The following is a 25,828-nucleotide window of genomic DNA, read 5'->3' as shown; positions in this document are numbered from 1 at the left end:
GCGGATGGCTGAGAAGACGCGCTCGGACAAGCTCAAACGCCTCGTCGCCGTTCAGCGGCATCTCGAACAGATGGCGGAATTCGATCTCGCCGAGACCACACGCCAGCGCGCCGAAGTCAGCGAAGAGATGGACAGCGTGATCCATGCGCTGGGCTCGATGGATCCGGTGCATCACGCCTTCTCGCAGGGCTATGCGGATCGTTTCAACCGGCTTGGCATCAAGGACAAGCAGCTGAACGGCATGCAGGAAGTTCACCAGATGCGCGTTCAGCAGGAGCGCGCCAAGGGCGACCGGCTGGAAGATGGCATGCGCGAGGCCCTCGAAGACGAGCGCCGCGAGGCCGATGACAACGCGGTCTATGATATCATCGATCAAAAATACGGTACGCCAGCCTCCAGCAAGCTTCAAAACTCATAATCCCCTCGATCTGAAATCAAGAGGATTATGACGTGGCGATTTCACCCCCGAGTGATCTGGTGCTGGATGTTGTCAAGGCGGCCGACCCCATGGAGGTTCAGGCCGCTCAGGAAAAACTGAAGGCAAACCAGGCTGCATTCGCGGCCAACAGCCTTGCCGAAGCAGGCAAGGGCTTCACCTCGGCGGTGGACATTCTCGACCGCGCCTCCAACAAGGCAGGCCTCAGCGACGTCCAGAATCGCACCGGCAAGACGGAAGAAGTTCCCGAGACCTATCGCAAGTTCGAAGCGATGGTGCTGCAGAACTTCATCAAGAACATGCTGCCCAACGAGAGCGAAGACGTCTACGGCAAGGGCGCCACGGGCGACATCTGGAAGGGCATGATGGCCGAACAGCTCGGCAACACCATCGCCAAGGGCGATGGCATCGGCGTTGCCAAGCAGCTCTATCACGATGCCTTGAAGAAACAGGAAGGCAGGGTCGTCAACGCCTCTACCGACCAGGATGACCGCAATGCCGCGGTCAGCATGATCAATGAAATTCAGCGCCAGACATTTGGCGTGACATCGACGGACAACAAGTCCGCAAACGACGCCTAAGGGAATCGAGGAGAACAATGGAAATAATCTCGAACGAATACCGTATCAAATCGGTTCTTGGACGCCTGGAAATGATCATCGACAACGAGAACACGCGTATCGGCAGCGATCCGCAGTTCGATCTCAAGGTGTCGAATGCCCACAAGAGCCGCTGCCTATATGAGCTGTCGATGCTCTTCAGCGATACGGACCCCAAGGAACTCGCTGCCTCGCATCTCGAGCAGCTGCATGGCCTGAAGGAAAAGCTGGCGCTCAACGCCCGTCGCGTCGAGGCTCATCTCGAAGCAGTGCGTACGGTTGCCGATCTCCTGAAGAACGCGGTTCAGGATGCGGATGCCGACGGCACCTACTCCCAGGAACAGTTCCTGGCGCGTGAACACTGATGGTTAAACTCGTTCTTACAGGCGTCTGGGTCTGCGTGATCACGCTGGCGGCGGTCTATATGTCGGTGCATCTGGCAACGGCGCCGGCGCCCGCGCCCGATCAGTCGAAGCAGAGCCTTGTCGAGCTTGTTAAGGGCGAGTCCATCACCATCCCTGTTGTCCACGAGGGCGCCGTCAGCGGTTATTTCCTCGGCAAGATATCCTTCATGGTCAACAAGGAGATGCTCAAGGGCGCGACCCTGCCGCTCACCGAGATGACCACCGACGAACTCTTCTCGCTGCTCGTCGGCAACAAGATGGTCGATATATCGAACATGAAGGCTTTCGATCCGATTGCCTTCCGCGACATGATCAAGAAAGATCTCAACACGCATCTGGGCGGCGAATATATCGACCAGGTGCTGCTGGAGCAGCTTGATTATCTCTCCAAGGAAGAGGTCGCCGCCAACGCCTCCGGGCAGCCGAAGAAGACCGGCAAGCCTGTCAATGTCGTGCCGCCAGAGCCCGTCAAGGACCCGGCCGCCGGCGGTTGACGCCCGCTTATCGTCGCGGTGGCCTCATCACCGCGACCAGCCATCCGCGATGGTTAACAAATCCCTGATATCGCTCAGCAAAGTCGACAGGTTTTCCTAAAGGTTGTTTGAGGTAGCCCTGTTATACCGTCCCGTGATGGGCTGACATACGCGCCGCATTCCAGATTTGGAAGCCGGCGCCTGATCCCAGGCAGACCTCAGTGTTACCGGGATCTCCGAGCCATGAAGCATTATCGTCAGGAAGCGGGAATGAATCTGATCGCGAACTTCGCGGTCCTCGCCTCTCGTCGCGCCATTTTCGATCTGCCTGTCTGCGATCTCGGCTGGGACGACGCGCTCGTCTTCATCAACGAGCTCCTGTCCATGCCCGTCGGCCAGACATCGATCTCCTTCGTCAACGCACACAACATGCTCTTGGCGCTGCGCGATGAAGAGTATCGCGACATTCTCTCGCAGAACCTCGTGCTGCCCGATGGCATCGGCCTCAACATCGCCTCGCAGATCGCCCACGGATCGCCTTTCCCGGCCAATCTCAATGGCACCGATTTCGTGCCCGCCCTGCTGACCTTCATGGAACAACCCCGCCGCATCGGCCTGATCGGTGGCACGCGTGCCGTGGTCGAGCGCGCGGCATCCAATTTCCGCAGGCATGCGCCTTGGCATGAATTCGCCGTCATCTCCGATGGCTTCTTCGACAAGAACGATCCGTCGGCCGTGGTCGCCGAGATCGCGGCGCAGGATCTCGACATCATCATCGTCGGCATGGGTACACCCTTGCAGGAAAAGTGGGCGCACAAGCACATTCGCGCCGATCACGCGCGGCTGGTGCTGACGGTCGGCGCCCTGTTCGATTTCGTCTCCGGCTCGGTGCCGCGCGCGCCGAAGCTGGTGCGCTCGATGCGCCTGGAATGGGCCTATAGGCTCGTCCAGGAACCCGGTCGGCTCTGGCGCCGCTACGCGCTGGGCATCCCGGTCTTTCTCTATCACGTAGCCAAGTACCGGTTCAGCCGGCGCAAGGTGATCATGAAGCGCTCGGAAATGGGCGATACACGTCGAGATTGAGCGAAAATTAACCTTTTGTTTGCCAAGCCTGTTTAGGCTCGATTAACCACACGCGACTGCGATGGGTTCGATCGTTCCATGCACGAGACTTGGTGATGCGCGAAAATCATTCGAGACGTCCCACCCACTCATGGTCATCCCAGCCGAAGGATGAAGCCGGCTCGAACGGCTTTTCCAGCGGCCGTTATCAGGACGAAATGGCCGTCCCGGAAGCCGAGCTCCTGCGTGTCATCGAACGGGCTCTCCAGGCGCAGCGATTGCCGGAACTTGAGCAACCCGCGCCGCAAGACACCACCGCGCCACTCGTCAGCCGCATCGAAACCATCCTCGGCAAAAGGCTAGAGGCCGCCAACGATACCGCCACGGCCCCAAATCAGCCCATCGATGACGCTGCCACCATCAATGCCGCCATGGACGACGCAGCGATGGACGACCTGATCGACGATCTGGCCGCACAGGAATTCCACGTCGAATCCATCACCCACGCAGCCGTCGAGCATCAAGCGCCGGCATCCCCGCGCAGCGGCCGCTCGCTGATCGCAGCCGGCGCACTGTGCGCATTGGGCGCGCTTGGCGGAACGCTTATCCCAAGCGAGCCATCCGGCTTTCGGGCGCAGAGTCTGCTTGGTGTCGAAGGTCCCGCCAAGGAGCATCACGCGCTGGTCAGCGCCGCGCATGATGCACTGATCTCGCAGAAAACTATCGCCATGGCCGTCGCCAAATTGCAGCTCGACCGCGACGCCGAGTTTGCCGGCGCCAGCGGCAGCGCGTTCAATGTCGCGGTCGATCTCTTGTCCGCCAGCGGTGCCGCCGCCGATCCTGTTTCGCGCGCCGAAGCATCTCTCGCCGCCGCCATTCGCGCATCCGCCGACCCCAAGTCGGGAACGATCGGCTTCAGCGTCACGACGGCAAGTGCGGCGAAATCCGCGCGCATCGCGTCCTATCTCGTCTCGACCGTCGCGCATCCGGTGTCGGCCGCAAGCGTCAACGACGGCGCGGTGAAGAAGGCGAGTGCGGTGGCAGACGCCGATCTCGAGGCATTCACCAAGCAGAACGGCGAAGGCAATGTCGAGGTCGCAACCAGACTGCAGCAGCAGCTTGTGCAGGCCAACGAGACCCTGAAGGACGCACAGCAGAAGGTCGTGGCGGCGAAGACGCGCGCCGACCTGCTGAAGACCGCGACAGCAGACGATGCGCTGACCGGTGCGCTTGCCGCAGACATCACCTCACCGGCGCTGGACGACCGCCGCGGCCGCTACGCCGTTGCCAAATCGACGCTAGCGCAGCTTGCCGCCAGCCTCGGCCCCCGCCATCCACGTCTGATCGCCCAGCAGGCCGAAGTCGATGGCCTGCGCGCCAGCATCGGCCAGGAACTCGGCAGGCTGTCGCGCGATGCCGCCGACGAAGTCAAATCAACGGTCGCCGCCGTCAGGCAGCTTGGCGACCAACGCAACACGCTGATCGCGCAAAGCCGCGACACCGGCGTCGATCTCGCCAAGCTGACGGAACTGCGCGAGAAATCCGCCGTTGCGCGCCAGCGTCTCGAAGATCAGCTCAGCACCGGCGCGATCGGCACAGATGGCACGCATGTGCAGGTCATCAAGGCGCCCGTGGTCACGGCCATCGAACCGGGCCGCAGCCCGTGGCTTGCCCCGGCGCTCGGCGCGCTCGCCGGCCTTGCCGGCTTCCGCAGACGCGTGGACCCGAGCAGAGACGTTGCGCATGTCGAGCCCGTCACCGCCATCGAGCCGTCGGTCGACATCCCGCTCGCATCCGTGCCGGAGCCTGTGGTCGAGGACGCCACCGACGAGGTCGAAATCCTGCGCGCCGAGATCGCCGCCATGCGCGATCGCCTTCGCTCCTATGCGGCGACGGCCTGATTGTCGCTCAACTGCGACATGATTGTTCTTGCATTTCTCGTTTCAGGCAGGATAGGGCGTGGACGGGCAAATTGTGTCTGATGCCGCCGACTAGAATGGCGGGTAATGGCAGGGAGACGGTCTTGGCGACAGTAATCGACGGTAAACAGGTTGCAGCTTCGGTCATCGACACGGTGAAGGCCGCGACCGCGGCATTGCACAAGCAGAGCGGCGTTCAGGCCGGTCTCGCGGTCATCATCGTCGGCGACGATCCGGCAAGCCACGCTTACGTAGGCTCCAAGAGCAAGATGGCCAAGGAATGCGGCTTCAAGTCCGTGCAGCACACGCTGCCGCTCGAGACGACGCAGGAAGAACTGGCCGCGCTGGTAGCCTCGCTGAACGCCGATGACACGATCCACGGCATCCTCGTGCAGCTGCCGCTGCCCAAGCACCTGAATTCCGAGCCGATCATCCAGTCGATCCTGCCTGAAAAGGATGTCGATGGTCTCCATGTCGTCAACGCCGGCAAGCTGGCGGTCGGCGATCTCGAGACCGGCCTTGTCTCCTGCACGCCCGCCGGCGCCATGGTCTTCGTGCGCCGCACCCACGGCGAGGATCTCTCCGGCCTCAACGCCGTCGTGGTCGGCCGTTCCAATCTGTTCGGCAAGCCGATGGCGCAGCTGCTGCTCAACGCCAACGCCACGGTGACCATCGCGCATTCGAGAACCAAGGATCTGCCTGCTGTTTGCCGCAACGCCGATATCCTGGTTGCTGCCGTCGGTCGTCCCGAGATGGTCAAGGCCGATTGGGTCAAGCGCGGCGCCACCGTCATCGACGTCGGCATCAACCGTATCGCAGCGCCCGAAAAGGGCGAGGGCAAGACGCGCCTCGTTGGCGATGTCGCATTCGCCGAGGCCGCTGAAGTCGCGGATGTCATCACGCCTGTTCCCGGTGGCGTTGGCCCGATGACCATCGCCATGCTGATGGCCAACACCGTGATTGCCGCGCATCGCGCCGCCGGCCAGACGCCGCCGAAGTTCTGATCCGGATAGACCTAGCGCGGCGCCGCGCCCGTCGACGCCCGCACGATCAGCTCCGTCTTCCACAGTTCCTGTTCGGGGAAGGGGCCGTCCTGCTTGACGGTCCCGATCAGCCGCTCGGCGATCCGGACACCCGCCGCACGCAGCGATGAGCGCGTCGTCGTGAGCGGCACGGAGAAATTCTCCGGCTTCAGATGCGGCAGCACGTCGTCATGGGCGATCAGCGAAATATCCTCGCCAAGCTTCAGCCCCGCCTGCGTCACCGCGCGGATGGCGCCAAGCGCCAGCACCGTGCTGGAACAGAGAATGGCCGTCGGCGGCTCCGGTAGCTGCAGGAAGCGCTCCATGGCGAACTGCCCGTGTTCGTCGGTCATCGACATGTGGCTGGTGCAGTTCTCCGGCAGCTCCAGCCCGCGCTCGGCAAGTGCCGAGACGACGCCCTTCTTGCGGCGGATCGCGAAATCCAGATGCTCCGGCCCGTTCAGCAGGCAGAAGCGCGTGTGCCCGAGCTGTAGCAGCAGCCGCGTCGCATCGTAGAAGGCGCCTTCGTTGTCGATGTCGAGATAGGGGTAATCGGGCTCAATCCCAAACGAGCGGCCATGCACGAGAAACGGCATGGAAAGCGACTTTAGGAGCGGCAGCCGGGGATCGTGTCCGCGCATATAGGCGACGAACAGTGCGTCGACATTGCCGCTGATCGCCAGCCGCCTCAGCGCGCCCACCTCGTCGTCGGGATCGGCGGGCATGATCACGAAATGAAAGTCGTGCCTTACCGCTTCCTCGCCGAGCCCGGTCAGGAATTCGCCGAAATGCACGTCGGAATAATGCCCGGGCGCGGTGGGCATGACGAGGCCGATCGAACCCGCCTTGCCGGTCGCCAGCCGTTGGGCCGCCTTGTTGGGACGGTAGCCGGTCTCCTGCACGGCGCGCAGCACGCGCTCGCGTGTCGCCTCGTTGACCTCGGGATAGCCGTTCAGCGCACGGCTCACCGTCGTCTGGGACAGGCCCAGCATTTCCGATAGCTGTTTCAGATTCACGTGTTAAACTTCCTCCAACGCCTTGGAGGTCATGTCTCCCAAATGGCATCCAAAGCGCTTTTGGCAATGTAGCAGCTGCGCGGCTTGACTCAAGAAAAATCGCTCCATATTGCCCCATAGGCGTTGCTGCATTGCGATATCCAAAGGCCTCAAGCCGGGTTTTGCGAATTGCCTTGACTCTTTTATGCCGAAAGTGAAATGAGTTCGTTGTCAAAGCGCTTTGGAATTTCGGTTGCAGGGCGTGATTGGGATTGTGATGGGAGGTTGATCACATGAAAAAGTCATTTTTGATGGGCGTTGCCGTGGCAGCGCTTCTGGCGGGCGGCGCGTCCGCAGCCGATCTGAAATTCGCGCCGGGTGAGGACGCCAAATTCAACTGGAAGAGCTACGATGACTTCAAGGCGGCCAATGCCGACCTGAAGGGTCAGGAACTGACGATCTTCGGGCCATGGCGCGGCGAGGACGAGACGCTGTTCCGCAGCATTCTCGCCTATTTCACCGAGGCGACCGGGATCGACGCCAAGTACTCGTCCTCGGAAAACTACGAACAGCAGATCGTTATCGACACGCAGGCCGGTTCGCCGCCGAACATCGCGATCCTGCCGCAGCCGGGCCTTCTCGCCGATCTCGCCAGCAAGGGCTTCCTTTCGCCGCTCGGCGATGAGAACTCCAAGTGGATCAAGGACAATTACGGCGCCGGCGACAGCTGGGTCGGCTACGGCACCTACAAGGGCAAGGACGGCAAGGACGCCTTCTTCGCTTTCCCCTACAAGGCCGACGTGAAGTCGCTGGTCTGGTACGTGCCTGAAAACTTCAAGGAAGCGGGCTACAAGGTCCCGACTACGATGGAAGAGCTGCAGGCTCTCTCCGAGCAGATCGTCAAGGACGGCGGCGTTCCGTGGTGCATCGGTCTCGGTTCCGGCGGCGCCACCGGCTGGCCGGCGACCGACTGGATCGAAGACCTGATGCTGCGCATGCAGCCGCCGGAAGCCTACGACAAGTGGACCACCAACGAACTGAAGTTCGATGATCCCGCAGTCGTCTCCGTCATCGATGAGTTCGGCAAGTTCGCCAAGAACGAGGCTTATGTCGATGGTGGCGTCAAGGCTGTGGCCTCGACCGACTTCCGCGATAGCCCGAAGGGCCTCTTCGCCGTGCCGCCGAAGTGCTACATGCACCACCAGGCGTCCTTCATCCCGTCCTTCTTCCCTGAAGGCACGAAGATGGGCCAGGATGCGGACTTCTTCTACATGCCGACCTTCGCCTCGCATCCCGAACTCGGCAAGCCGGTTCTGGGCGCAGGCACGCTGGTCACCATCGCCAAGGACTCCAAGCCCGCTCGCGCCTTCGTGGAATTCCTGAAGACGCCGATCGCGCATGAAGTCTGGATGGCGCAGTCGAGCTTCCTGACCCCTTACAAGGGCGTCAACACGGCCGCCTACGCCAACGAGCAGATGAAGCGCGAAGGCGAAATCCTGACGACGGCAACGACGTTCCGCTTCGACGGCTCCGACCTGATGCCCGGCAAGATCGGCGCCGGCGCCTTCTGGACCGGCATGGTCGATTTCGTCGGCGGCAAGTCCGCTCAGGATACCGCCAAGGAAATCCAGAGCGCCTGGGACGGCATCAAATAACATCGCCTGATCTCCATGCCGCCTGCTCGGGCGGCATGGACTTAATGCCTGGCCGGACGCCGTCACAAGCGCCGGCCATCGCCGCCTCTTGCGTCCGAAGCAAGCGGCCATCAGGCGGCGTGATTTCAAAAAGACGTAGGCATCAGGGGAGGGATGAATGCTATCGCAGCTGGTTTCCGCTTTGGGGGTCGTGGTCGTCGCCGTATTCGCATGCGCGGCCTATTTCTATTTCTCGAACAAGCTCCTTGATATGGCGCTTCCGGTGAAGGACGGCGACATTCGCGCCGCCTCGCAGAACCTCAACCGCCGCTCCGTCATCCGGCCGTGGCTGTTCCTGTTCCCGGCGCTCTTCCTGCTGGTCGTCTATCTCGTCTATCCCGTGGTCGCGACGGTCATCCTGTCCTTCTACGATCGCTCCGGGGCTGAGTTCGTCGGCTTCAGCAATTACCAGTGGGCCCTGGGTGACCGCGAGTTCCGCCAGTCGATCTTCAACAACATCCTCTGGCTCGCCGTCGTTCCCGCCGCCTGCACCTTCTTCGGCCTCGTCATCGCCGTCATGACCGACCGCATCTGGTGGGGCAATATCGCGAAAAGCATCGTCTTCATGCCGATGGCGATCTCCTTCGTCGGCGCCTCCGTCATCTGGAAGTTCATCTACGAATATCGTGGCGGCAACGCCACGCAGATCGGCTTGCTCAACGCCATCGTCCAGCTCTTCGGCGGCACGCCGCAGGTGTGGATCTCGGTGCCCTTCTGGAACAGCTTCTTCCTGATGATCATCCTCATCTGGATCCAGACGGGCTTTGCCATGGTCATCCTGTCGGCCGCACTCCGCGGCATTCCGGAAGAGACCATCGAAGCGGCCGTCATCGATGGCGCCAATGGCTGGCAGATCTTCTGGCGCATCATGGTGCCGCAGGTCTGGGGCACGATCGCCGTCGTCTGGACCACGATCACCATCCTCGTGCTGAAGGTCTTCGATATCGTTCTCACCATGACCAACGGTCAGTGGGACACGATGGTTCTCGCCAATCTCATGTTCAACTGGATGTTCCGCGGCGGCGGCGACAGCGGACGAAGTGCGGTCATCGCGCTGATCATCATGCTGGCCGTCACACCGATCATGGTGTGGAACGTCCGCCGCGCCAATCGCGAACTGGGAGGCAAGTGAGATGACCCTGACCCGCGATTTCTTCAAGATCGGCCCGGCCCGCCTGTTCGTCCACGCAGCCGTACTCGTGATCGTCATCATCTGGCTGATCCCGACGCTCGGCATCTTCGTCAGCGCGCTGCGCGACAAGGACCAGATCGTCGTCTCCGGCTGGTGGACCGCCTTCTCCGGCTCGTCGCGCACCGTGGCCGCCCGTCTCGGCCAGGTCGACCAGCAAAAGCAGGATGGCCCCGCCTATGTCATCACAGGCAATGTGCTGGAGGGCCAGGAGGGGCGCTCGATCAATGCCTTCGGCACCCGCGTCGCGCAGCCCTCGGCCTACAAGGCCGGCGAGACCGCGGATCTCGGCGATGGCCTCACACTCACGGTCAACGAAGACGGAACCTATCGCTACGCCAAGAACGCCGCCTTCGGCCCGGATGACGGCGGCCGCCGCGTTTACGTCTCCGTCGCCACGCCGCCGGAATTCACCCTGCAGAACTATCGCACGGTGCTGACGGGCGAGGGGATCGGCCAGTCCTTCATCAACTCGCTGACGGTCACGATCCCGGCCACGATCATCCCGATCCTGATCGCCGCCTTCGCGGCCTATGCGCTGAGCTGGATGGAATTCCCCGGCCGCGCGCTCCTGATCGCGCTGGTCGTCGGCCTCATCGTCGTGCCGCTGCAGATGTCGCTGATCCCGCTTCTCCGGCTCTACAATCAGGTCGGCATGCTGCTCGATACGCCGTCTAAGACCTATCCCGGCATCTGGCTGGCGCACACCGCTTTCGGCATGCCGCTCGCCATCTATCTCCTGCGATCCTACATCGCGGGCCTGCCCAAGGAGATCATCGAATCCGCCCGCGTCGATGGCGCCAGTGATTTCGAGATCTTCACCCGCATCGTTTTGCCCTTGTCCTTCCCGGCGCTCGCCTCCTTCTCGATCTTCCAGTTCCTCTGGGTCTGGAACGACCTGCTCGTCGCCATGGTTTTCCTCGGCACCGACAGGGATCACCTCGTGCTGACGGGTGCGCTCAACGCGCTGCTCGGCTCGCGCGGCGGCAACTGGGAAATCCTGACGGCCTCGGCCTTCATCACGATTATAGTACCGCTGCTCGTCTTCTTCGCACTGCAGCGCTATCTCGTGCGTGGTCTGCTCTCGGGTTCGGTCAAGGGCGGCTAGTGATTTCCCAGGAAACTCAGAAGACAATATCCAACAGGACCACATATGAGCATGGCATCTCAATCCAACCTGACGGCGGACAAGGACTGGTGGCGCGGCGCGGTGATCTACCAGATCTACCCGCGCTCCTACCAGGATTCAAACGGCGACGGTATCGGCGATCTCAAGGGCATAACCGCGAGATTGCCGCATGTGGCGGCCCTTGGCGCCGACGCCATCTGGATCTCGCCCTTCTTCACCTCGCCCATGCGCGATTTCGGCTATGACGTCTCCGACTACGAGAACGTCGACTCGATCTTCGGCACGTTGGTTGATTTCGATTCCCTGATCGCCGAAGCTCACCGCCTCGGTATCCGCGTGATGATCGATCTCGTCATCTCGCATTCGTCGGATCAGCATCCCTGGTTTGTCGAGAGCCGTTCCAGCCGCACCAACGCAAAGGCCGATTGGTATGTCTGGAGCGACTCGAAGCCGGACGGCACCCCACCCAATAACTGGCTGTCGATCTTCGGTGGCTCCGCCTGGGCGTGGGATCCGACCCGCATGCAATATTACATGCACAACTTCCTGACCTCGCAGCCGGATCTCAACCTGCATAATCCCGAGGTTCAGAACCGCCTGCTCGATGTCGTCCGCTTCTGGCTGAAGCGCGGCGTCGACGGCTTCCGCCTCGACACCATCAACTTCTACTTCCACGACAAGGAATTGCGCGACAATCCGGCGCTCGCTCCCGAGCGCCGCAACGCCTCGACGGCGCCTGCGGTCAACCCCTACAATTTCCAGGAACACATCTACGACAAGAACCGCCCGGAGAATATCGCCTTCCTGAAGCGCTTTCGCGCGGTGCTCGAGGAGTTCCAGGATATCGCCGCTGTCGGCGAAGTCGGCGATAGCCAGCGTGGTCTCGAGATCGTCGGCGAATACACGTCGGGTGATGACAAGATGCACATGTGCTACGCCTTCGAGTTCCTGTCGCCGGATCCGCTCTCGCCCGAGCGCATCGAAGACGTGATGAACGATTTCGCCACTGCCGCCCCCGATGGCTGGGCCTGCTGGGCGCTCTCCAATCACGATGTCGTGCGCCATGTGACCCGCTGGGGCTCGCTCGTTGCCGATCGTGACGCCTTCGCCAAGCAATATGCGGCGATGCTGATGACCATGCGTGGCTCCGTCTGCCTCTATCAGGGCGAGGAGCTCGGCCTGACGGAAGCCGATCTTGCCTACGAGGACCTGCAGGACCCCTACGGCATCCAGTTCTGGCCGGAGTTCAAGGGCCGCGATGGTTGCCGCACACCGATGGTCTGGGATAGCCAGGTCGCCCAGGGTGGCTTCTCGACCGTCAAGCCATGGCTGCCGGTCCCGGTCGAACATATTCTGCGCGCCGTCAGCGTTCAGCAGGGCGACGAAACCTCGGTGCTCGAGCACTACCGCCGCTTCATCGCCTTCCGCAAGCAGCATCCGGCCTTCGCCAAGGGCGAGATCAAGTTCATGGAGCCGCAGGGCGACATGCTGGTCTTCCAGCGCGAATATGGCAACGAAAAACTGCTCTGCGTTTTCAACATGAGCGCGACCGAAGCCTTGGTCGCTCTACCTGAAGGTAACTGGCAGGCGTTGACGGGCCATGGTTTCGTCAGCAATAACTATGGCGACAAGATCGATATACCCGCCTGGGGCGCGTATTTCGCTCGGCTCGCCTAGAGACTTCTGGAGGAGGAGAACTCGATGACTGGACTGACACTCAAGGACATTCGCAAATCCTACGGTGCCGTGGACGTGCTCCATGGCATCGATCTTGATATCAAGGAGGGCGAATTCGTTGTGTTCGTCGGTCCGTCGGGCTGCGGCAAGTCCACCCTGCTGCGCATGATCGCCGGCCTGGAGAACATCACCGGCGGTGACATGTATATCGACGGCCAGCTGGTAAACGACGTCCCGCCTTCCAAGCGCGGCATCGCCATGGTGTTCCAGTCCTATGCGCTCTACCCGCATATGACCGTCTACGACAACATGGCCTTCGGCATGAAGATCGCCGGCGAGAACAAGCAGGAAATCGATCGTCGCGTGCGTGCGGCGGCCGAAAGCCTGCAGCTCACCAAGTATCTCGATCGCCTGCCCAAGGCGCTGTCAGGTGGTCAGCGCCAGCGTGTTGCCATCGGCCGCGCCATCTGCCGCAACCCGAAGGTCTTCCTCTTCGACGAGCCGCTGTCGAACCTCGATGCTGCGCTGCGCGTCGCCACCCGCATCGAGATCGCCCGCCTCAACGAGCAGATGGCCGATACGACGATGATCTACGTCACCCACGACCAGGTCGAGGCGATGACGCTGGCCGATCGCATCGTGGTTCTGTCCGCCGGCAATATCGAGCAGGTCGGCGCGCCGCTGGAGCTCTATGAGCGTCCGGCCAATCTCTTCGTCGCCAAGTTCATCGGCTCGCCCGCCATGAACGTCATCCCGGCCACCGTCACGGAAGCCGGCAACACGACGACGGTCACGCTGACCGGCGGCAAGTCCGTCACGCTCGATATCCCGACGGCAGCCTCCGAAAAGGGCAAGACCGCCAGCTTCGGCGTTCGCCCGGAAGACCTGCGCATCGCCGGTCCAACCGACGACTATCTCTTCGAGGGCGAAGTCTCGATCGTGGAAGCGCTCGGCGAGGTGACGCTGCTCTATATCGAGGGCCTCGTTCAGAACGAGCCGATCATCGTCAAGCTGCCCGGCATCTATGATGTGAAGCGCGGCCAGAAGATGCATTTCTCGGCCGAACGTTCGAAGCTGCATCTCTTTGATGCAGAAGGTCGAACCTATCGCAAGTAAGTTGTAAATCGCTTCCGGGCCGTGTGAATAATGCGGCCCGGCGCTATGTTGTTCGAACCTTCTGTTAAAGATCGCTTGGTAGTCTTTCCTCATTGCATACTTAGAGGAATACGACAGTGGCGACACCGAGCCCCCAGTCATCAGGACATTTTTTGAATAAGGAAGAATCCTTCATGTACGACCGCGAAGTGCGGTTTAAGATGGAGGATACGATGAACGCGGCGCGTCTCGAATATACCGAGAAGGGCGTCATGAACATGGCCTCGCGCCGTTGCGACATCATCCGCATTTCCAAGAGCAGCGCGGTCCTTGCGATCCTGACGCAGTTCAACCTTCCGCGTCAGTTCTATCTCGATCTTCCCGATGCCCGCATCACCAAGATCGGCTGCATGCTGACCCGTGTTAATCCCAACAACACCGTGGAAGTTCGCTTCCTGCGCATGCTGACCGACAAGGAGCTGAACAAGATCTTCGTCTACAGCACCCACCCGGCCCATCGCGACCGCGTGCTCGACATCCGCGCCTGATCGCTGATCGCGCCGATTAAAACAACAAGGCCCGCGAGATCGTCTCGCGGGCCTTGTCGTTTTTAACGGTTGATCGCCCCGCCTTAGTGGAACAGCACGCTGGCGCCCTTGTCGGATGCGCCGACGGCCCGGCGGAAGGGGGCGAAGAGCTCGCGGCCCATGCCGAATTCGTTGTCCGAGAGGTCGGCCACGACAGGCTTGCGGTCGGCGAGCGTCGCTGCGTCCACAAGCACCTCGAGCGTGCCGGCGATCGCATCGAGACGGATGATGTCTCCATCCATGATGCGCGCGATAGGTCCGCCGTCGACGGCCTCCGGCGTCACATGGATTGCCGCCGGAACCTTGCCCGACGCGCCGGACATGCGCCCGTCTGTCAGAAGCGCTACGCGGAAGCCGCGGTCCTGCAGCACGCCGAGCGGCGGCGTCAGCTTGTGCAGCTCCGGCATGCCGTTGGCTTTTGGCCCCTGGAAGCGGACGACGGCGATGAAGTCGCGGTTGAGCTTGCCGTCCTTGAAGGCGTCCTGAAGCTCTTGCTGGCTGTGGAAGACGATCGCCGGCGCCTCGATGACGTGGCGGTCGGCCTTCACGGCCGAGATCTTGATCACGCCCTTGCCGAGATTGCCGCGCAGCATTTTCAGGCCGCCATTGGCCTGGAACGGCGTTTCGATGTTCGCGAGCACCTTCGGATCGACGCTCTTTTCCGGGGAGGGCTCGCGCACGATGTTTCCATCCTCACCAAGGCGCGGATCGATCGTGTAGGCCTGCAGCCCATGGCCGAACACGGTGCGCACGTCGTCGTGCACCAGGCCGTGCTTCAGCAGTTCCTTGATCAGGAAGCCCATGCCGCCGGCCGCGTGGAAATGGTTCACGTCGGCAAGCCCGTTCGGATAGACGCGGGCAAGCAGCGGCACCACTTCGGAGAGCTCGGCGATATCCTGCCAGGTGAGCTCGATGCCGGCGGCGCGCGCCATGGCAACGAGGTGCAGCGTGTGGTTGGTCGAGCCGCCGGTGGCGTGCAGGCCGACGACGCCGTTGACGATCGAGCGCTCGTCGATCATCTCGCCCGCCGGCGTGAACTCATTGCCTTGCGCAGTGATCGCCAGCGCCCGCTTGGTCGCCTCGCGGGTGAATGCTTCGCGAAGCGGTGTACCGGGATTGATGAAGGAGGAGCCCGGCATATGGAAGCCCATGATCTCCATCAGCATTTGGTTGGAGTTCGCCGTGCCGTAGAAGGTGCAGGTGCCCGGTCCGTGGTAGGATTTCGACTCTGCCTCAAGCAGCTCGGCGCGGCCGACCTTGCCCTCTGCGTAAAGCTGGCGCACGCGCGACTTCTCGTCGTTCGGCAGGCCCGAGGTCATCGGCCCGGCCGGTACGAAGATCGACGGCAGATGGCCGAAGGTCAGCGCGGCAATCGTCAGGCCCGGTACGATCTTGTCGCAGACGCCGAGATAGAGGGCTGCATCGAACATGTTGTGCGACAGGCCGATACCGGCAGCCATGGCGATCAGGTCGCGCGAGAAGAGCGAGAGCTCCATGCCCGGCTGGCCCTGGGTCACGCCATCGCACATGGCAGGAACGGCGCCTGCCACCTGCGCGATGCCGCCAGCTTCCGCTGCCGCCTCGCGAATGATCGCGGGATAGGTCTCGAACGGCTGATGCGCCGAGAGCATGTCGTTGTAGGAAGTGATGATGCCGAGATTGGAAACACGGTCGCCGGCCAGTGCATCCTTCTCGGCGGGGGAACAGACCGCGAAACCGTGTGCCAGGTTCGCGCAGCCGAGCGAAGAGCGAACCACGCTCTTGCCCACCGCGTTTCGCAAGCGCTCGAGATAGAGTTCTCGCGACGGTTTCGACCGTTCGACGATACGGTTGGTGATGGCGGCAACGCGCGAATGAGCGGACATGGGAGATCCTTGTCGTTTGCTGGTATTCGATTGTCTGTTCGCGGCTCTAAGCCGTGTTGGCCATTGAGGCCGTCGGCTTATGGAGCCCAGTAAATGTCGACGGGCGTCGCGGCGCGGCGAAGGATTGCCCGGATCGGCATCTCCGCCTCGTCGCCGGCACCCTCGGCCTTCGCCAGAACGTCCTTCTTGCCGTCGCCTTCGATGTGAAGAACGAGCAGCCCCGCATCCTGCAGGCTGGAGAAGGTGAAGGTCAGGCGGGGTTCGCCAGCGCCGTCAGCGTCCATGGTGATGATGCCGCGCGGCGTCTTCGGATCAAGAGCGACCGCAAGATTGCTGCCGCCAGGGAAAAACGAAGCCGTGTGGCCGTCGCCGCCCATGCCGAGAATGACGACATCGAACGGATTGCCGATCGAAGCCGTGGCCGCCGTCGAAAGCTTTGCAGCTTCCTCGACTGTTGCCGCCGGCTGGTAGAGCGGCTGGAACTTTGCCGCCTTCGCCTTGTTCTGCAGGAGATTACTGATCACGAGCAGATGGTTCGAGCGCGGATTGTCTGCGGGCACGAAACGCTCGTCGACGAGGGTGATGGTCACCTTCGTCCAGTCGAGATCGCGCGTCGACAGTTCCTGGAAGAATGCCTTCGGCGTCGAGCCGCCGGAAACGGCGATTTCAGCCGTTCCCTTCTTGGCGATGGCCGTCGAAAGCGATGCAGCGACCTTGTCGGCAAGGTTGCGCGCCAGTTCGGCGGCGTTGGCAAAATTGTGCATGGTCGCTGCCATTCTTTCGATCCTTAGAGATTGTCGTGCCAGGTGCGGCCGTCACGCTCGATGAGCGCGATCGACTGGCTCGGGCCCCAGGTGCCGGCCGTGTAGCCCTGAACCTTCTGGCCGGTGGATTCCCAACCCTTGAGGATCGGGTCGACCCACTGCCACGCAGCCTCGACTTCGTCGCGGCGCATGAACAGCGTCTGGTTCGAACGGATGACGTCCATCAGCAGGCGCTCGTAGGCGTCGGGGTTACGAACCTGGAAGGAATCGGCGAAGCTCATGTCGAGCGAAACGTTGCGCAGGCGCATGCCACCAGGGCCCGGATCCTTGATCATCAGCGACTGCTTGACGCCTTCGTCCGGCTGCAGGCGGATGATCAGCTGGTTCTGGTTGATGCGGCCGGCCGACTGGTCGAAGACCGAGTGCGGGATCGACTTGAAGGTGATGACGATCTCCGACATGCGGCCGGCAAGACGCTTGCCGGTGCGGATGTAGAAGGGAACGCCAGCCCAGCGCCAGTTGTTGATCTCGGCCTTGATGGCGACGAAGGTTTCGGTGTTGGACACGCCGCCTTCGAGCTCTTCGAGGTAACCCTTGACCGGGCCGCCCGCCGAAGCGCCGGCGCGATACTGGCCGCGAACGGTCGTCTGCTCGACATTGGACGCATCGATCGGCTTCAGCGCGCGCAGCACCTTCAGCTTCTCGTCGCGAACCGCTTCGGAATCCATCGAGGACGGGACTTCCATGGCAACCAGGCAGACGAGCTGCATGATGTGGTTCTGCACCATGTCGCGCAGCGCGCCGGCGGTATCGTAGTAGCCGGCACGGCCTTCGAGGCCGACGGATTCGGCAACGGTGATCTGCACGTGGTCGATATGCTGTGCATTCCAGAGCGGCTCATAGAGCGCGTTGGCAAAGCGCAGCGCCATCAGGTTCTGCACGGTTTCCTTGCCGAGGTAGTGGTCGATACGGAAGATCTGCTCTTCCTTGAAGACCTTGCCGATCGTGTCGTTGAGCTGCAGGGCCGAGTCCAGGTCGCGGCCGATCGGCTTTTCGACGACGATGCGGGTGGTCTTGGTGATCAGCTTGTGATCGTGGATTTTCTGCGAGATGTCGCCGAAGATGCCGGGTGCGACCGCCAGATAGAAGGCGCGCACGCGGTCCTTGCCCTCGTCGAGCAGCTTCTTCAGCTGGTCCCAGCCGGCGTCGGAGCGGGCGTCGACAGGTACGTAGTAAAGGCGTTCGCAGAACTTGGCGACCTCAGCCTCGTCATACTCGCCCTTCTTCAGGTGCTCCTTCAGAGCGTCCTGCGCGAACTTGCGGTATTCTTCGTGGGTCAGTGCGCTTCTGGAAGCGCCGATGATGCGGGTCGGCTCGGAGAACTGGCCTTCGATCTGACGATGGTAGAGGGCCGGCAGCAACTTGCGCTCGGCAAGGTCGCCACTGCCGCCAAAGACGACGTAATCGAAAGGTTCAACGGGAATGATTTGGCTGCTCATGAGGCTATCTCTCAATCAGACTGGTTCTTGGCCTCTTTAATCTAATCGATTTAAAAAAGCCAGTGTGCGCTGCAACGAATTTGTCCGGCACTGGTTTTAGATCGAAAAGCCTCGCGAGGAAATGCGCAATCGGACTAAAACTTGTCGCGCAGCGCAAACCAGGAAAGCGCCAGGAAGAGCAGGGGTGCACGCATCGCCGGACCACCCGGGAAGGCCGGAATTTTCAGCGCCTTGAACAGTTCGAGGTCCCTGGATTTCCCGATCACAGTTTCGGCATAGAGCCGTCCGCAATAGTTCGCAAGCATCACGCCATGGCCGGAATAGCCGCCGATCGAGGTGACGCCGGGCATGACCTCGCGCACGAAAGGCTGCCTCGGCATGGTGATCGCGACCGATCCGCCCCAGGCATGGGTGATTTCGACGTTATCGAGTTCGGGATAGATCTCGGCGATCTGCCGACGGATGTGCTGCGATATGTCGCGCGGATTGTCCGCCGTATAAGCCTCGCGGCCACCAAACAGCAGCCGCCCGTCCTTGGATTTCCTGAAGTAGCGCACGACGAAACGCGAATCGGCAACGGCCTCGCTGCCCGGAATGACCGAGGATTTCTCGCCGAGCGGCACGGTGGCGCCGATAAACGAGCGGATCGGCATGACATGGCTTGCGGTAATCGGCTCGAGATTGTCGATATAGCCGTTGCAAGCAATCAGCGCCTTGTCGGCGGTGATCTGCCCGCGCGGCGTGTCGATCGTCACCTTGCCGCCGCCCTGGCGGATCGCCGTCGCCTTCGTCATTTCGAAGACCTGAGCGCCGGAAGCTGCCGCCGCCCGCGCCAGCCCGATCAGGAGCTTCAGCGGGTGAATGTGGCCGGTGCCGGTATCGCGTACGCCGCAGAAAAAGCGCGTCGACCCTAGCCGCTCCTGCGTTTCGGCTCTGTCCATGAAGGTGGCGTGCGGGTAGCCGTAGCGGCTGGCTCCGATCTCCACATTGTCGCGAAAATCCTTCTCGTAGCTCGCCTTATGCGCCACGTTCATCTGGCCGGGCATGAAATCGATGTCGATCTGGTGCTCGGTCGCGAAGGTGAGGAGGTGCTTTTTGGCGTCCTCGGCCAGATCGAACAGCGCCTTCGAGCGCTCGAAGCCGATCTCCTCCTCAAGCTCCTCCGGCCACGAGCGCTGCCCGGTGCCAAGCTGCCCGCCATTGCGGCCCGACGCGCCATCGCCGAACCGGCAGGCCTCGATGAGCACAACAGACACGCCCGCCTTGGCGAGATGATAGGCGGCCTGCAGCCCGGTATAGCCGCCACCGATGATGGCGACGTCACATGTCTTCGATCCGTCGAGTTCGGGGTAGGTGGGCCGCTCGCCCACTGTCGCCTGATACCACGAAATGCCGGGCGCGATCGGGCTCTGCCATTTCTGTTCGGATGTCATGGCGCCATCCTCACACGTTGAGCAGAAGGAATTCGCGTTCCCACGGGCTGATCACCTGCATGAAGGTCTCGAACTCGCCGCGCTTGACGCCGGCATAGAGCCCGATGAACTCGCGGCCGAACACTTCCTCGAAGGCAGGCTCGTCCTCCATCAGCGCGACGGCTTCGAGCAGACCGCGCGGCAGGTCGATCGAGCCTTCATTGGCCGAATCCTCGGTCGGCGCCGTCGGCTCGATTTCCTTCATGATCCCAAGCAGGCCGCAGGCAAGTGAAGCCGCCAGCGCCAGATAGGGGTTGGCGTCGGAACTCGGCAGCCGGTTCTCAACACGCCGCGCCTGCGGATCCGAAACCGGTACGCGGAACGCCGTCGTGCGGTTGTCGTAACCCCAGGCGTTGTTAACAGGGCACGACATGTCGGGCGTCAGGCGGCGGTAGGAGTTGACGTAGGGCGCCAGCATGCAGAGCGCGCTCGGCACGTATTTCTGCATGCCGCCGATGAAGTGGAAGAACTCCTTCGAGGGCGAGCCATCGGGGTTGGAAAATACGTTCTTGCCCGTGTCCTCGTGGATGACCGACTGATGGATGTGCATCGCCGATCCGGCCTGGCCCTGCATCGGCTTGGCCATGAAGGTGGCGTAGATGCCATGTTTCATCGCCGCCTCGCGGATCGTCCGCTTGAACATGAAGACCTGGTCGGCAAGCTCGATCGGATTGCCGTGGCGAAGGTTGATCTCGAGCTGCGCCGGGCCTTCCTCGTGGATCAGCGTGTCGATCTCCAGTCCCTGCTTTTCGGAGAAGTGGTAGATGTCGTCGATTAGTTCGTCGAACTCGTTGATCCCGGCGATCGAATAGCCCTGACCGCCCAGAATGGCGCGGCCCGAGCGGCCCTTCGGCGGATGCAGCGGATAATCCGGGTCGTCGTTCTTGGCAACGAGATAGAATTCGATCTCGGGCGCCACGATCGGCTTCCAGCCGCGATCATGATAAAGCTTCATGATCCGCTTCAAGACGTTGCGCGGTGTGTAGGGGACCTCTTCTCCATCGGCGCTGACGATATCGCAGATCACCTGCGCGGTCGGATCGGTCTCCCACGGCACGACGGAAAGCGTCGAAAGGTCGGGCACCAGCTTCAAATCGCTGTCGCGCGGCTCGTAGCGGAAGCTTTCGGTCTCCTCGGGATATTCACCCGAAATCGTGTGGCGATAGATCGCGGAAGGCAGCGCCAGCGATGTGTTCGAGGTGAATTTCGAGCTCGGCATCATCTTGCCGCGCGGCACGCCGGCAAGGTCGGGCGTGATGCATTCGATGTCTTCGATCCCGCGTGCCCGCAAGAACTGCGCTGCTTCCTTCCAGGAGGCCACGCCGCGAAGATATCCAGGGTCCGGAGGAGATTTCTTCGAGGCGGGAACGTTCTTGGCAGGCTTCAGCGTCGTCTTTTTTGGGGACATGACACACCGGTTTGCGTTGATCTTGCAGCCATAATAACCGGAGTTTGGCAATTGGCGAGGGGGGAGGCACGTTGACTTTCGCCTATTGATGGAAAAAAGAAGACGCCTTTCGACGAAGGAAACAGCCGTGCAGCGAAGAAGCGATGTGATCGTCATAGGCGCGGGCGCCGCCGGCATGATGTGCGCCATCCGCGCCGGCCAGCGTGGCCGCTCGGTGGTCGTGCTCGACCATGCCAAGGCGCCCGGCGACAAGATCCGCATCTCCGGCGGCGGTCGCTGCAACTTCACCAATATCCACGCCTCGCCGAAGAATTTCCTCTCGGCCAATCCGCATTTCAGCAAGTCGGCGCTGGCCCGCTTCACGCCATCGGACTTCGTCGCCATGGTCGATCGCCACAGGATCGCCTGGCATGAGAAGACGCTCGGCCAGCTGTTTTGCGACGACAGCGCCAAGGACATCATCCGCATGCTGCTGGACGAGATGCAGGCGGTTGGCGTCAGGCTTGAGCTGCGCACCGAGATCGCCGCGGTCGAAAAGACCGAAGACGGCTTTCGCGTCTCGACCTCCGAGGGCGAGTATCACGCCACCTCGCTGGTGATCGCCACCGGCGGCAAGTCGATCCCGAAAATGGGCGCGACCGGTTTCGCTTATCGCATCGCCGAACAGTTCGGCCTACCGCTGATCGAAACCCGCCCCGGCCTCGTGCCGCTGACGCTCGACCCGCAATTGCTCGAAAGCGTCGCGCCCCTGTCCGGCATCGCCGCTCCGGCCGAACTCAGGCATGGCAAGACCGCCTTTCGCGAAGCGCTGCTCTTCACCCATCGCGGCCTGAGCGGCCCGGCCATCCTGCAAATCTCGTCCTATTGGCGCGAGGGCGATGAGATCACCGTCGACATCGAGCCCGACGTCGATCTCCTCGCGCACCTGAAGGCGACAAAGCAGGCGAATGGCCGCCAGTCGGCGCAGACAGCACTCGGCGAGGTGCTCCCCAAGCGTCTGGCGCAATACCTGACCGAGCGCGCCGGCGTCGCCGGCAACATGGCCGACATGTCCGACAAGGTGCTGGCGCGCTTGGTCGATGCCGCGCAGAACTGGACGATCAAGCCTTCGGGCTCGGAGGGCTACCGCACGGCCGAAGTCACGCTTGGCGGCATTGACACCGCAGCACTCGATTCCCGCAGCATGCAGGCCAAGACGGTGCCCGGTCTTCACTTCATCGGCGAGTGCGTGGATGTGACCGGCTGGCTCGGCGGCTACAATTTCCAGTGGGCCTGGGCGTCGGGTGTCGCGGCCGGTGACAGTCTATAAAGCTTATTCTTCGTAAAGATGAAACCAGTTGAAGGATTCAAGAGTTCTTAAGCAGGGTGCGCCATCCTGTCCCGATGACGTGCTTAAATTGGCTTCCTAAATAAGGCTTTACGAGCACAGTCTTTTGTTGGATTGTTGTGACATAGAGAAGTGAGGTTCTGCAGATGAACAAGGACACACGACGCGCCCGCGCCATCGCAATTGCCAAGGCCCAGCCGGATACACGGCTTGTCGCAATCCGCTACTTCGTCCTGGCCGCCAGTGCCGCCGCCGCCGTCATGGCGCTCTTCCTTCCGCGAATGCTCTAAGGTACTCCCCTTCAAGACAGCGAGACCTTGCGGCGCGCCTATGCGCCTGCACTATAAGCGCGCGAACGCCCGGTTTGCTGCGATATCCGGCTACCTAAGCTTATATAAAAATTAACGCATCTTCGGCAAAGCTTTAGTATGACTTATGGGCGCCTCGCATCTTGCGGAGCGTGACAGGCAATGATTGCCGTCCGAGCATGCGCTCGCGATCCCCCATTGTTCCAAAATGTTCGATGCACTCAGCCGACGCGCAATCTCGCCGCCGGTGGGAGGAGTGGTGTATGGAAGGCCGGAACCCCCATGTTTATTGACAGGATTCTTTCCCGTTTCAGGATCAAGACCAAGGTCCTCATCTTTGTCTTGCCGTTTGTTTTAAGCATTTCAGCAGTCGGCTTCACCGGCCTTTATGCGTCCGGCCTGCTTCAGGGTCGAATGGAGATCTCCAACAGCGTCCTTCAGTCGCTGAGCGGTTTCAAGGATCTCTTCGGCTCCATGGACGATTTCCTGCGTGTGACCAATGAGGAAGCGCGCGACAAACTCTACGCCGATGTCTCCACCCAGCATGCGACGCTAAGCGCAACGCTGAAGCAGATTGGCGACAATGCCGGCCGCGCCAATCTGCAGGCCGCCACCGATGGCACTTCCGGTATCTCCGACACCGTCGGCAAGCTCTGGACCCTGCACGAACAGGAAGTAGCCCTGCGCAAGTCGATCGACGAAGCGCAGAAGGTGATGATCTCCAGCCGCTTCAACGTCAATTACGACGCCCAGCAGCTGCAGGAAAACATTCGCAACGACGAAGGCAATGCCACCGCGACGCTCCGCGCCGCCGATCGGCTCCTGAAGGGCGGCGATGCGCTGGCAGCCGTGATGGCCGATTTCGGCAAGGCGCAACTGCCGGCCGACAAGCTCAAGGTGGTCACCGACGCGCTCCCAGGCATCCTTAAAGCCCAGCGCCTGATCGAGATCTCCGTCCCGCAGAACCAGAAGAGCATGACGCAGTCGCTCGCTCAGACGATCAGCGACGTGAAGGCGCAGGCGACCGCAGCTGACGCCGGCACCGACGAGGCGATCGCCAATCTCGGCCGTCTCGTGTCGCGCTTCCGCCAGATGTCGACCTACACCCAGCTGACCGCGACGCAGATGATGCGTGCCGCCACGACCACCTTCGTCGAGCTCGACAGCCGCATCGCCCAGACCAACTCCGTGCTGGAAGACACGCGCCGCCTCGAAAGCGCGATCTACTCGCTGCAGCTGGTGCTCGGCGAATTCGCCGCCAAGCCAGACAAGGACAACCGCGTTCGCCTGCACCAGGAAATCGCGACGCTCGGCACCAACCTCAACACGCTGCTCGCCAGCGCCAAGGGCATGAACTTCGCCGAGGACATCGTCGCCGCCATGTCGCCGGCGCTTGCCTCGATGGACAAGGATGCCGAAAGCCTCGTCGCCACCATTGAGCAGCGCGTCGCCGACTACGCCTCCGCCCGCACGCAGCTGAACGCCGTCTGGGGCGAACTCACCGCATTCGCCGAATTGCAGAAGCAGACCGCCGGCGTCGAGCGCACACAGGCCAACGGTATCTCCGTTCTCACGACTGGTCTCGGCATCCTGCTCTCGGTTGTCGGCGGCATCGCGCTCGTCCTGACCCTGCAGCGGCCGATCGGCCAGATCACATCGGCCATGCGCCGCATCGCCGATGGCGCGCTCGACACCAGCATATCAGGTGAACAGCGCCACGACGAAATCGGCGACATGGCTCGCGCGCTTGGCATCTTCAAGGAAAACGCGATCTCCAAGATCCGCATCGAGGAGCAGAGCGACGAGGAGCGTGCCGCTTCCGAGCACGAACGCCAGCGCAACGACGCCGAAAAACGCGAGATGGACCGCCAGATCGAATTCGCCGTCAACGCACTTGCTTCTGGCCTCGAGCGCATGTCGCAGGGCGATATCTCGACCACGATCGACACGCCCTTCATCGGCCGTCTCGAACAGCTTCGCCAGGATTTCAACGGCTCGATGATGCGCCTCCAGGCAACCATGAGCCAGATCCGCGACAACGTCGAAATGATCCAGGGCAATGGCAACCAGATGGCCCAGTCGGCTGAGGATCTCGCCAAGCGCACCGAAAACCAGGCCGCCTCTCTGGAAGAGACGGCAGCCGCCGTCGACCAGATCACCGTCACCGTGCGCTCGTCCGCCGAACGCGCCAAGGAAGCCGATCAGGTCGTGCGCCAGGCCAAGCGCAGCGCCGATGACTCGGCGACCGTGGTCAACAATGCGATCGACGCGATGACCCGCATCGAGGAAGCCTCGCAGCAGATCGAGCAGATCATCGGTGTCATCGATGAGATCGCCTTCCAGACCAACCTTCTGGCGCTCAATGCCGGCATCGAGGCCGCGCGCGCCGGGGAAGCTGGCAAGGGCTTCGCCGTCGTCGCCATGGAAGTCCGCGAACTGGCGCAGCGCTCGGCCGCTGCCGCGCAGGAGATCAAGGGGCTGATCAACAAGTCGACCAACGAGGTGAACTCCGGTTCGCAGTTCGTGCAGCAGACCGGCACGGTGCTGGCAAAGATCAGCACCCAGATCGTCGCCATCAGCGAGCATGTCGAAGTCATCGCCCGCGCCAGCCACGACCAGTCGGGCGCGCTGCAGGAGGTCAACACCACGGTCAACCAGATGGACCAGATGACCCAGCAGAACGCCGCGATGGTCGAGGAAACCACGGCTGCCAGCCGCGAGCTCGCCAACGAAGCCGACGCTCTCCTTAGCCTCATCAGGCAGTTCAAGATCGACAGCGGCAGCCAGGAAAAGGTCTACCGCGCCGCCTGACGACGCCCGGTATCATCTATACGAATCTGCGATGGCTCCGGAAGCGGGGCCATTTGCACGTTTTCTAATGCGTGAGTCTGCAGGAAATCACCC

General features: G+C 61.9%; 22 protein-coding genes. 16 read left to right on the top strand and 6 right to left on the bottom strand.

All coding sequences use genetic code 11. The features are described 5' to 3' along the window. The first annotated feature begins 4 nt into the window (after nt 1-4). The 7 genes from ACODTZ_RS26575 (at nt 5) to folD (ending at nt 5,897) form a co-directional block, all read left to right on the top strand. Complete coding sequence (locus ACODTZ_RS26575; RefSeq protein WP_047507454.1) at nt 5-418, top strand: hypothetical protein; 414 nt, start codon at nt 5-7, stop codon at nt 416-418. Between the two features lie 32 nt (nt 419-450). Further along, nucleotides 451-1,017 carry a rod-binding protein gene (locus ACODTZ_RS26570; protein ID WP_047507456.1) on the top strand — a complete coding sequence of 189 codons (567 nt, stop codon included), beginning with the start codon at nt 451-453 and terminating at the stop codon, nt 1,015-1,017. Nucleotides 1,018-1,034: 17 nt separating this feature from the next. Then, on the top strand, nt 1,035-1,400 hold the full coding sequence (locus tag ACODTZ_RS26565; RefSeq protein ID WP_018898457.1) for a hypothetical protein: 366 nt from the start codon (nt 1,035-1,037) through the stop codon (nt 1,398-1,400). Then, complete coding sequence (locus ACODTZ_RS26560; RefSeq protein ID WP_111561713.1) at nt 1,400-1,933, top strand: hypothetical protein; 534 nt, start codon at nt 1,400-1,402, stop codon at nt 1,931-1,933. Before ACODTZ_RS26565 ends, ACODTZ_RS26560 begins: the two co-directional genes overlap by 1 nt. 249 nt (nt 1,934-2,182) lie before the next feature. Further along, nucleotides 2,183-2,995 (top strand): WecB/TagA/CpsF family glycosyltransferase, encoded by an 813-nt coding sequence (locus tag ACODTZ_RS26555; RefSeq protein ID WP_489029347.1) that lies wholly within the window; start codon nt 2,183-2,185, stop codon nt 2,993-2,995. Between the two features lie 95 nt (nt 2,996-3,090). After that, nucleotides 3,091-4,875, top strand: coding sequence for a GumC domain-containing protein (locus ACODTZ_RS26550; RefSeq protein ID WP_489029345.1), 1,785 nt, complete (start codon nt 3,091-3,093; stop codon nt 4,873-4,875). Nucleotides 4,876-4,997: 122 nt separating this feature from the next. Next, on the top strand, nt 4,998-5,897 hold the full coding sequence (gene folD / locus ACODTZ_RS26545) for a bifunctional methylenetetrahydrofolate dehydrogenase/methenyltetrahydrofolate cyclohydrolase FolD (RefSeq protein ID WP_489029343.1): 900 nt from the start codon (nt 4,998-5,000) through the stop codon (nt 5,895-5,897). An 11-nt stretch (nt 5,898-5,908) separates the two neighbouring features. On the opposite strand, the gene ACODTZ_RS26540 is transcribed toward folD, so the two are convergent. Beyond that, nucleotides 5,909-6,931, bottom strand: a complete 1,023-nt coding sequence (locus tag ACODTZ_RS26540; protein WP_026283001.1) for a LacI family DNA-binding transcriptional regulator — start codon at nt 6,929-6,931, stop codon at nt 5,909-5,911. Nucleotides 6,932-7,203: 272 nt separating this feature from the next. Between ACODTZ_RS26540 and ACODTZ_RS26535 the strand changes: the two genes are divergently transcribed. The 6 genes from ACODTZ_RS26535 to ACODTZ_RS26510 all read left to right on the top strand — a co-directional run bounded on the left by ACODTZ_RS26535 (nt 7,204) and on the right by ACODTZ_RS26510 (nt 14,242). After that, nucleotides 7,204-8,565, top strand: coding sequence for an ABC transporter substrate-binding protein (locus ACODTZ_RS26535; protein WP_111561718.1), 1,362 nt, complete (start codon nt 7,204-7,206; stop codon nt 8,563-8,565). Between the two features lie 157 nt (nt 8,566-8,722). After that, nucleotides 8,723-9,736: a carbohydrate ABC transporter permease gene (locus ACODTZ_RS26530; protein ID WP_047508348.1), complete on the top strand. Its 1,014-nt coding sequence runs from the start codon at nt 8,723-8,725 to the stop codon at nt 9,734-9,736. 1 nt (nt 9,737) lies between these two features. Beyond that, nucleotides 9,738-10,901, top strand: a complete 1,164-nt coding sequence (locus ACODTZ_RS26525) for an ABC transporter permease subunit (protein WP_489029340.1) — start codon at nt 9,738-9,740, stop codon at nt 10,899-10,901. A 45-nt stretch (nt 10,902-10,946) separates the two neighbouring features. Then, entirely contained in the window at nt 10,947-12,599 is a 1,653-nt protein-coding gene (bglA, locus tag ACODTZ_RS26520; protein WP_489029338.1) for a beta-galactosidase BglA, read from the top strand. 24 nt (nt 12,600-12,623) lie between these two features. Continuing rightward, nucleotides 12,624-13,715, top strand: a complete 1,092-nt coding sequence (locus tag ACODTZ_RS26515) for an ABC transporter ATP-binding protein (RefSeq protein WP_047508342.1) — start codon at nt 12,624-12,626, stop codon at nt 13,713-13,715. Nucleotides 13,716-13,888: 173 nt separating this feature from the next. Beyond that, the gene (locus ACODTZ_RS26510) at nt 13,889-14,242 is read left to right on the top strand and encodes a hypothetical protein (RefSeq protein WP_112979872.1); all 354 of its coding nucleotides are present in this window, start codon (nt 13,889-13,891) and stop codon (nt 14,240-14,242) included. An 83-nt stretch (nt 14,243-14,325) separates the two neighbouring features. Here the strand turns inward: ACODTZ_RS26510 and edd are convergent, their stop codons facing one another. The 5 genes from edd to ACODTZ_RS26485 form a co-directional block, all read right to left on the bottom strand. After that, entirely contained in the window at nt 14,326-16,146 is a 1,821-nt protein-coding gene (gene edd / locus ACODTZ_RS26505) for a phosphogluconate dehydratase (protein WP_111561720.1), read from the bottom strand. Nucleotides 16,147-16,223: 77 nt separating this feature from the next. Next, nucleotides 16,224-16,922 (bottom strand): 6-phosphogluconolactonase, encoded by a 699-nt coding sequence (gene pgl, locus ACODTZ_RS26500; RefSeq protein ID WP_113009943.1) that lies wholly within the window; start codon nt 16,920-16,922, stop codon nt 16,224-16,226. 11 nt (nt 16,923-16,933) lie between these two features. Beyond that, entirely contained in the window at nt 16,934-18,409 is a 1,476-nt protein-coding gene (zwf, locus tag ACODTZ_RS26495) for a glucose-6-phosphate dehydrogenase (RefSeq protein WP_047508339.1), read from the bottom strand. 134 nt (nt 18,410-18,543) lie between these two features. Then, nucleotides 18,544-19,842 (bottom strand): NAD(P)/FAD-dependent oxidoreductase, encoded by a 1,299-nt coding sequence (locus ACODTZ_RS26490; protein ID WP_489029335.1) that lies wholly within the window; start codon nt 19,840-19,842, stop codon nt 18,544-18,546. Nucleotides 19,843-19,852: 10 nt separating this feature from the next. Then, the gene (locus ACODTZ_RS26485) at nt 19,853-21,289 is read right to left on the bottom strand and encodes a glutamine synthetase family protein (protein WP_018898473.1); all 1,437 of its coding nucleotides are present in this window, start codon (nt 21,287-21,289) and stop codon (nt 19,853-19,855) included. A gap of 88 nt (nt 21,290-21,377) precedes the next feature. Here ACODTZ_RS26485 and ACODTZ_RS26480 point away from each other — a divergent pair, with 88 nt between their 5' ends. The 3 genes from ACODTZ_RS26480 (at nt 21,378) to ACODTZ_RS26470 (ending at nt 25,735) form a co-directional block, all read left to right on the top strand. After that, nucleotides 21,378-22,598, top strand: coding sequence for a BaiN/RdsA family NAD(P)/FAD-dependent oxidoreductase (locus ACODTZ_RS26480; protein WP_489029333.1), 1,221 nt, complete (start codon nt 21,378-21,380; stop codon nt 22,596-22,598). A 164-nt stretch (nt 22,599-22,762) separates the two neighbouring features. Then, nucleotides 22,763-22,906 carry a hypothetical protein gene (locus tag ACODTZ_RS26475; protein WP_489029331.1) on the top strand — a complete coding sequence of 48 codons (144 nt, stop codon included), beginning with the start codon at nt 22,763-22,765 and terminating at the stop codon, nt 22,904-22,906. A 300-nt stretch (nt 22,907-23,206) separates the two neighbouring features. Beyond that, nucleotides 23,207-25,735, top strand: coding sequence for a methyl-accepting chemotaxis protein (locus ACODTZ_RS26470; RefSeq protein ID WP_112979876.1), 2,529 nt, complete (start codon nt 23,207-23,209; stop codon nt 25,733-25,735). Nucleotides 25,736-25,828 lie beyond the last annotated feature (93 nt).

The organism is Rhizobium sp. FG113 (genome assembly GCF_057809895.1).
The sequence above is the reverse complement of the archived record's forward strand: the minus strand, read 5'-3'. Positions and strand labels throughout refer to the sequence as shown.

Bases quoted from the DNA above. Each gene is read 5' to 3' on its own strand.
- ACODTZ_RS26575 (WP_047507454.1), top strand. From the start codon at position 5: ATGGCTGAGAAGACGCGCTCGGACAAGCTCAAACGCCTCGTCGCCGTT.
- ACODTZ_RS26565 (WP_018898457.1), top strand. From the start codon at position 1,035: ATGGAAATAATCTCGAACGAATACCGTATCAAATCGGTTCTTGGACGC.
- ACODTZ_RS26560 (WP_111561713.1), top strand. From the start codon at position 1,400: ATGGTTAAACTCGTTCTTACAGGCGTCTGGGTCTGCGTGATCACGCTG.
- ACODTZ_RS26555 (WP_489029347.1), top strand. From the start codon at position 2,183: ATGAATCTGATCGCGAACTTCGCGGTCCTCGCCTCTCGTCGCGCCATT.
- ACODTZ_RS26550 (WP_489029345.1), top strand. From the start codon at position 3,091: ATGCGCGAAAATCATTCGAGACGTCCCACCCACTCATGGTCATCCCAG.
- ACODTZ_RS26535 (WP_111561718.1), top strand. From the start codon at position 7,204: ATGAAAAAGTCATTTTTGATGGGCGTTGCCGTGGCAGCGCTTCTGGCG.
- ACODTZ_RS26530 (WP_047508348.1), top strand. From the start codon at position 8,723: ATGCTATCGCAGCTGGTTTCCGCTTTGGGGGTCGTGGTCGTCGCCGTA.
- ACODTZ_RS26525 (WP_489029340.1), top strand. From the start codon at position 9,738: ATGACCCTGACCCGCGATTTCTTCAAGATCGGCCCGGCCCGCCTGTTC.
- bglA (WP_489029338.1), top strand. From the start codon at position 10,947: ATGAGCATGGCATCTCAATCCAACCTGACGGCGGACAAGGACTGGTGG.
- ACODTZ_RS26515 (WP_047508342.1), top strand. From the start codon at position 12,624: ATGACTGGACTGACACTCAAGGACATTCGCAAATCCTACGGTGCCGTG.
- ACODTZ_RS26510 (WP_112979872.1), top strand. From the start codon at position 13,889: ATGTACGACCGCGAAGTGCGGTTTAAGATGGAGGATACGATGAACGCG.
- edd (WP_111561720.1), bottom strand. From the start codon at position 16,146: ATGTCCGCTCATTCGCGCGTTGCCGCCATCACCAACCGTATCGTCGAA.
- pgl (WP_113009943.1), bottom strand. From the start codon at position 16,922: ATGGCAGCGACCATGCACAATTTTGCCAACGCCGCCGAACTGGCGCGC.
- zwf (WP_047508339.1), bottom strand. From the start codon at position 18,409: ATGAGCAGCCAAATCATTCCCGTTGAACCTTTCGATTACGTCGTCTTT.
- ACODTZ_RS26490 (WP_489029335.1), bottom strand. From the start codon at position 19,842: ATGACATCCGAACAGAAATGGCAGAGCCCGATCGCGCCCGGCATTTCG.
- ACODTZ_RS26485 (WP_018898473.1), bottom strand. From the start codon at position 21,289: ATGTCCCCAAAAAAGACGACGCTGAAGCCTGCCAAGAACGTTCCCGCC.
- ACODTZ_RS26480 (WP_489029333.1), top strand. From the start codon at position 21,378: ATGGAAAAAAGAAGACGCCTTTCGACGAAGGAAACAGCCGTGCAGCGA.
- ACODTZ_RS26475 (WP_489029331.1), top strand. From the start codon at position 22,763: ATGAACAAGGACACACGACGCGCCCGCGCCATCGCAATTGCCAAGGCC.
- ACODTZ_RS26470 (WP_112979876.1), top strand. From the start codon at position 23,207: ATGTTTATTGACAGGATTCTTTCCCGTTTCAGGATCAAGACCAAGGTC.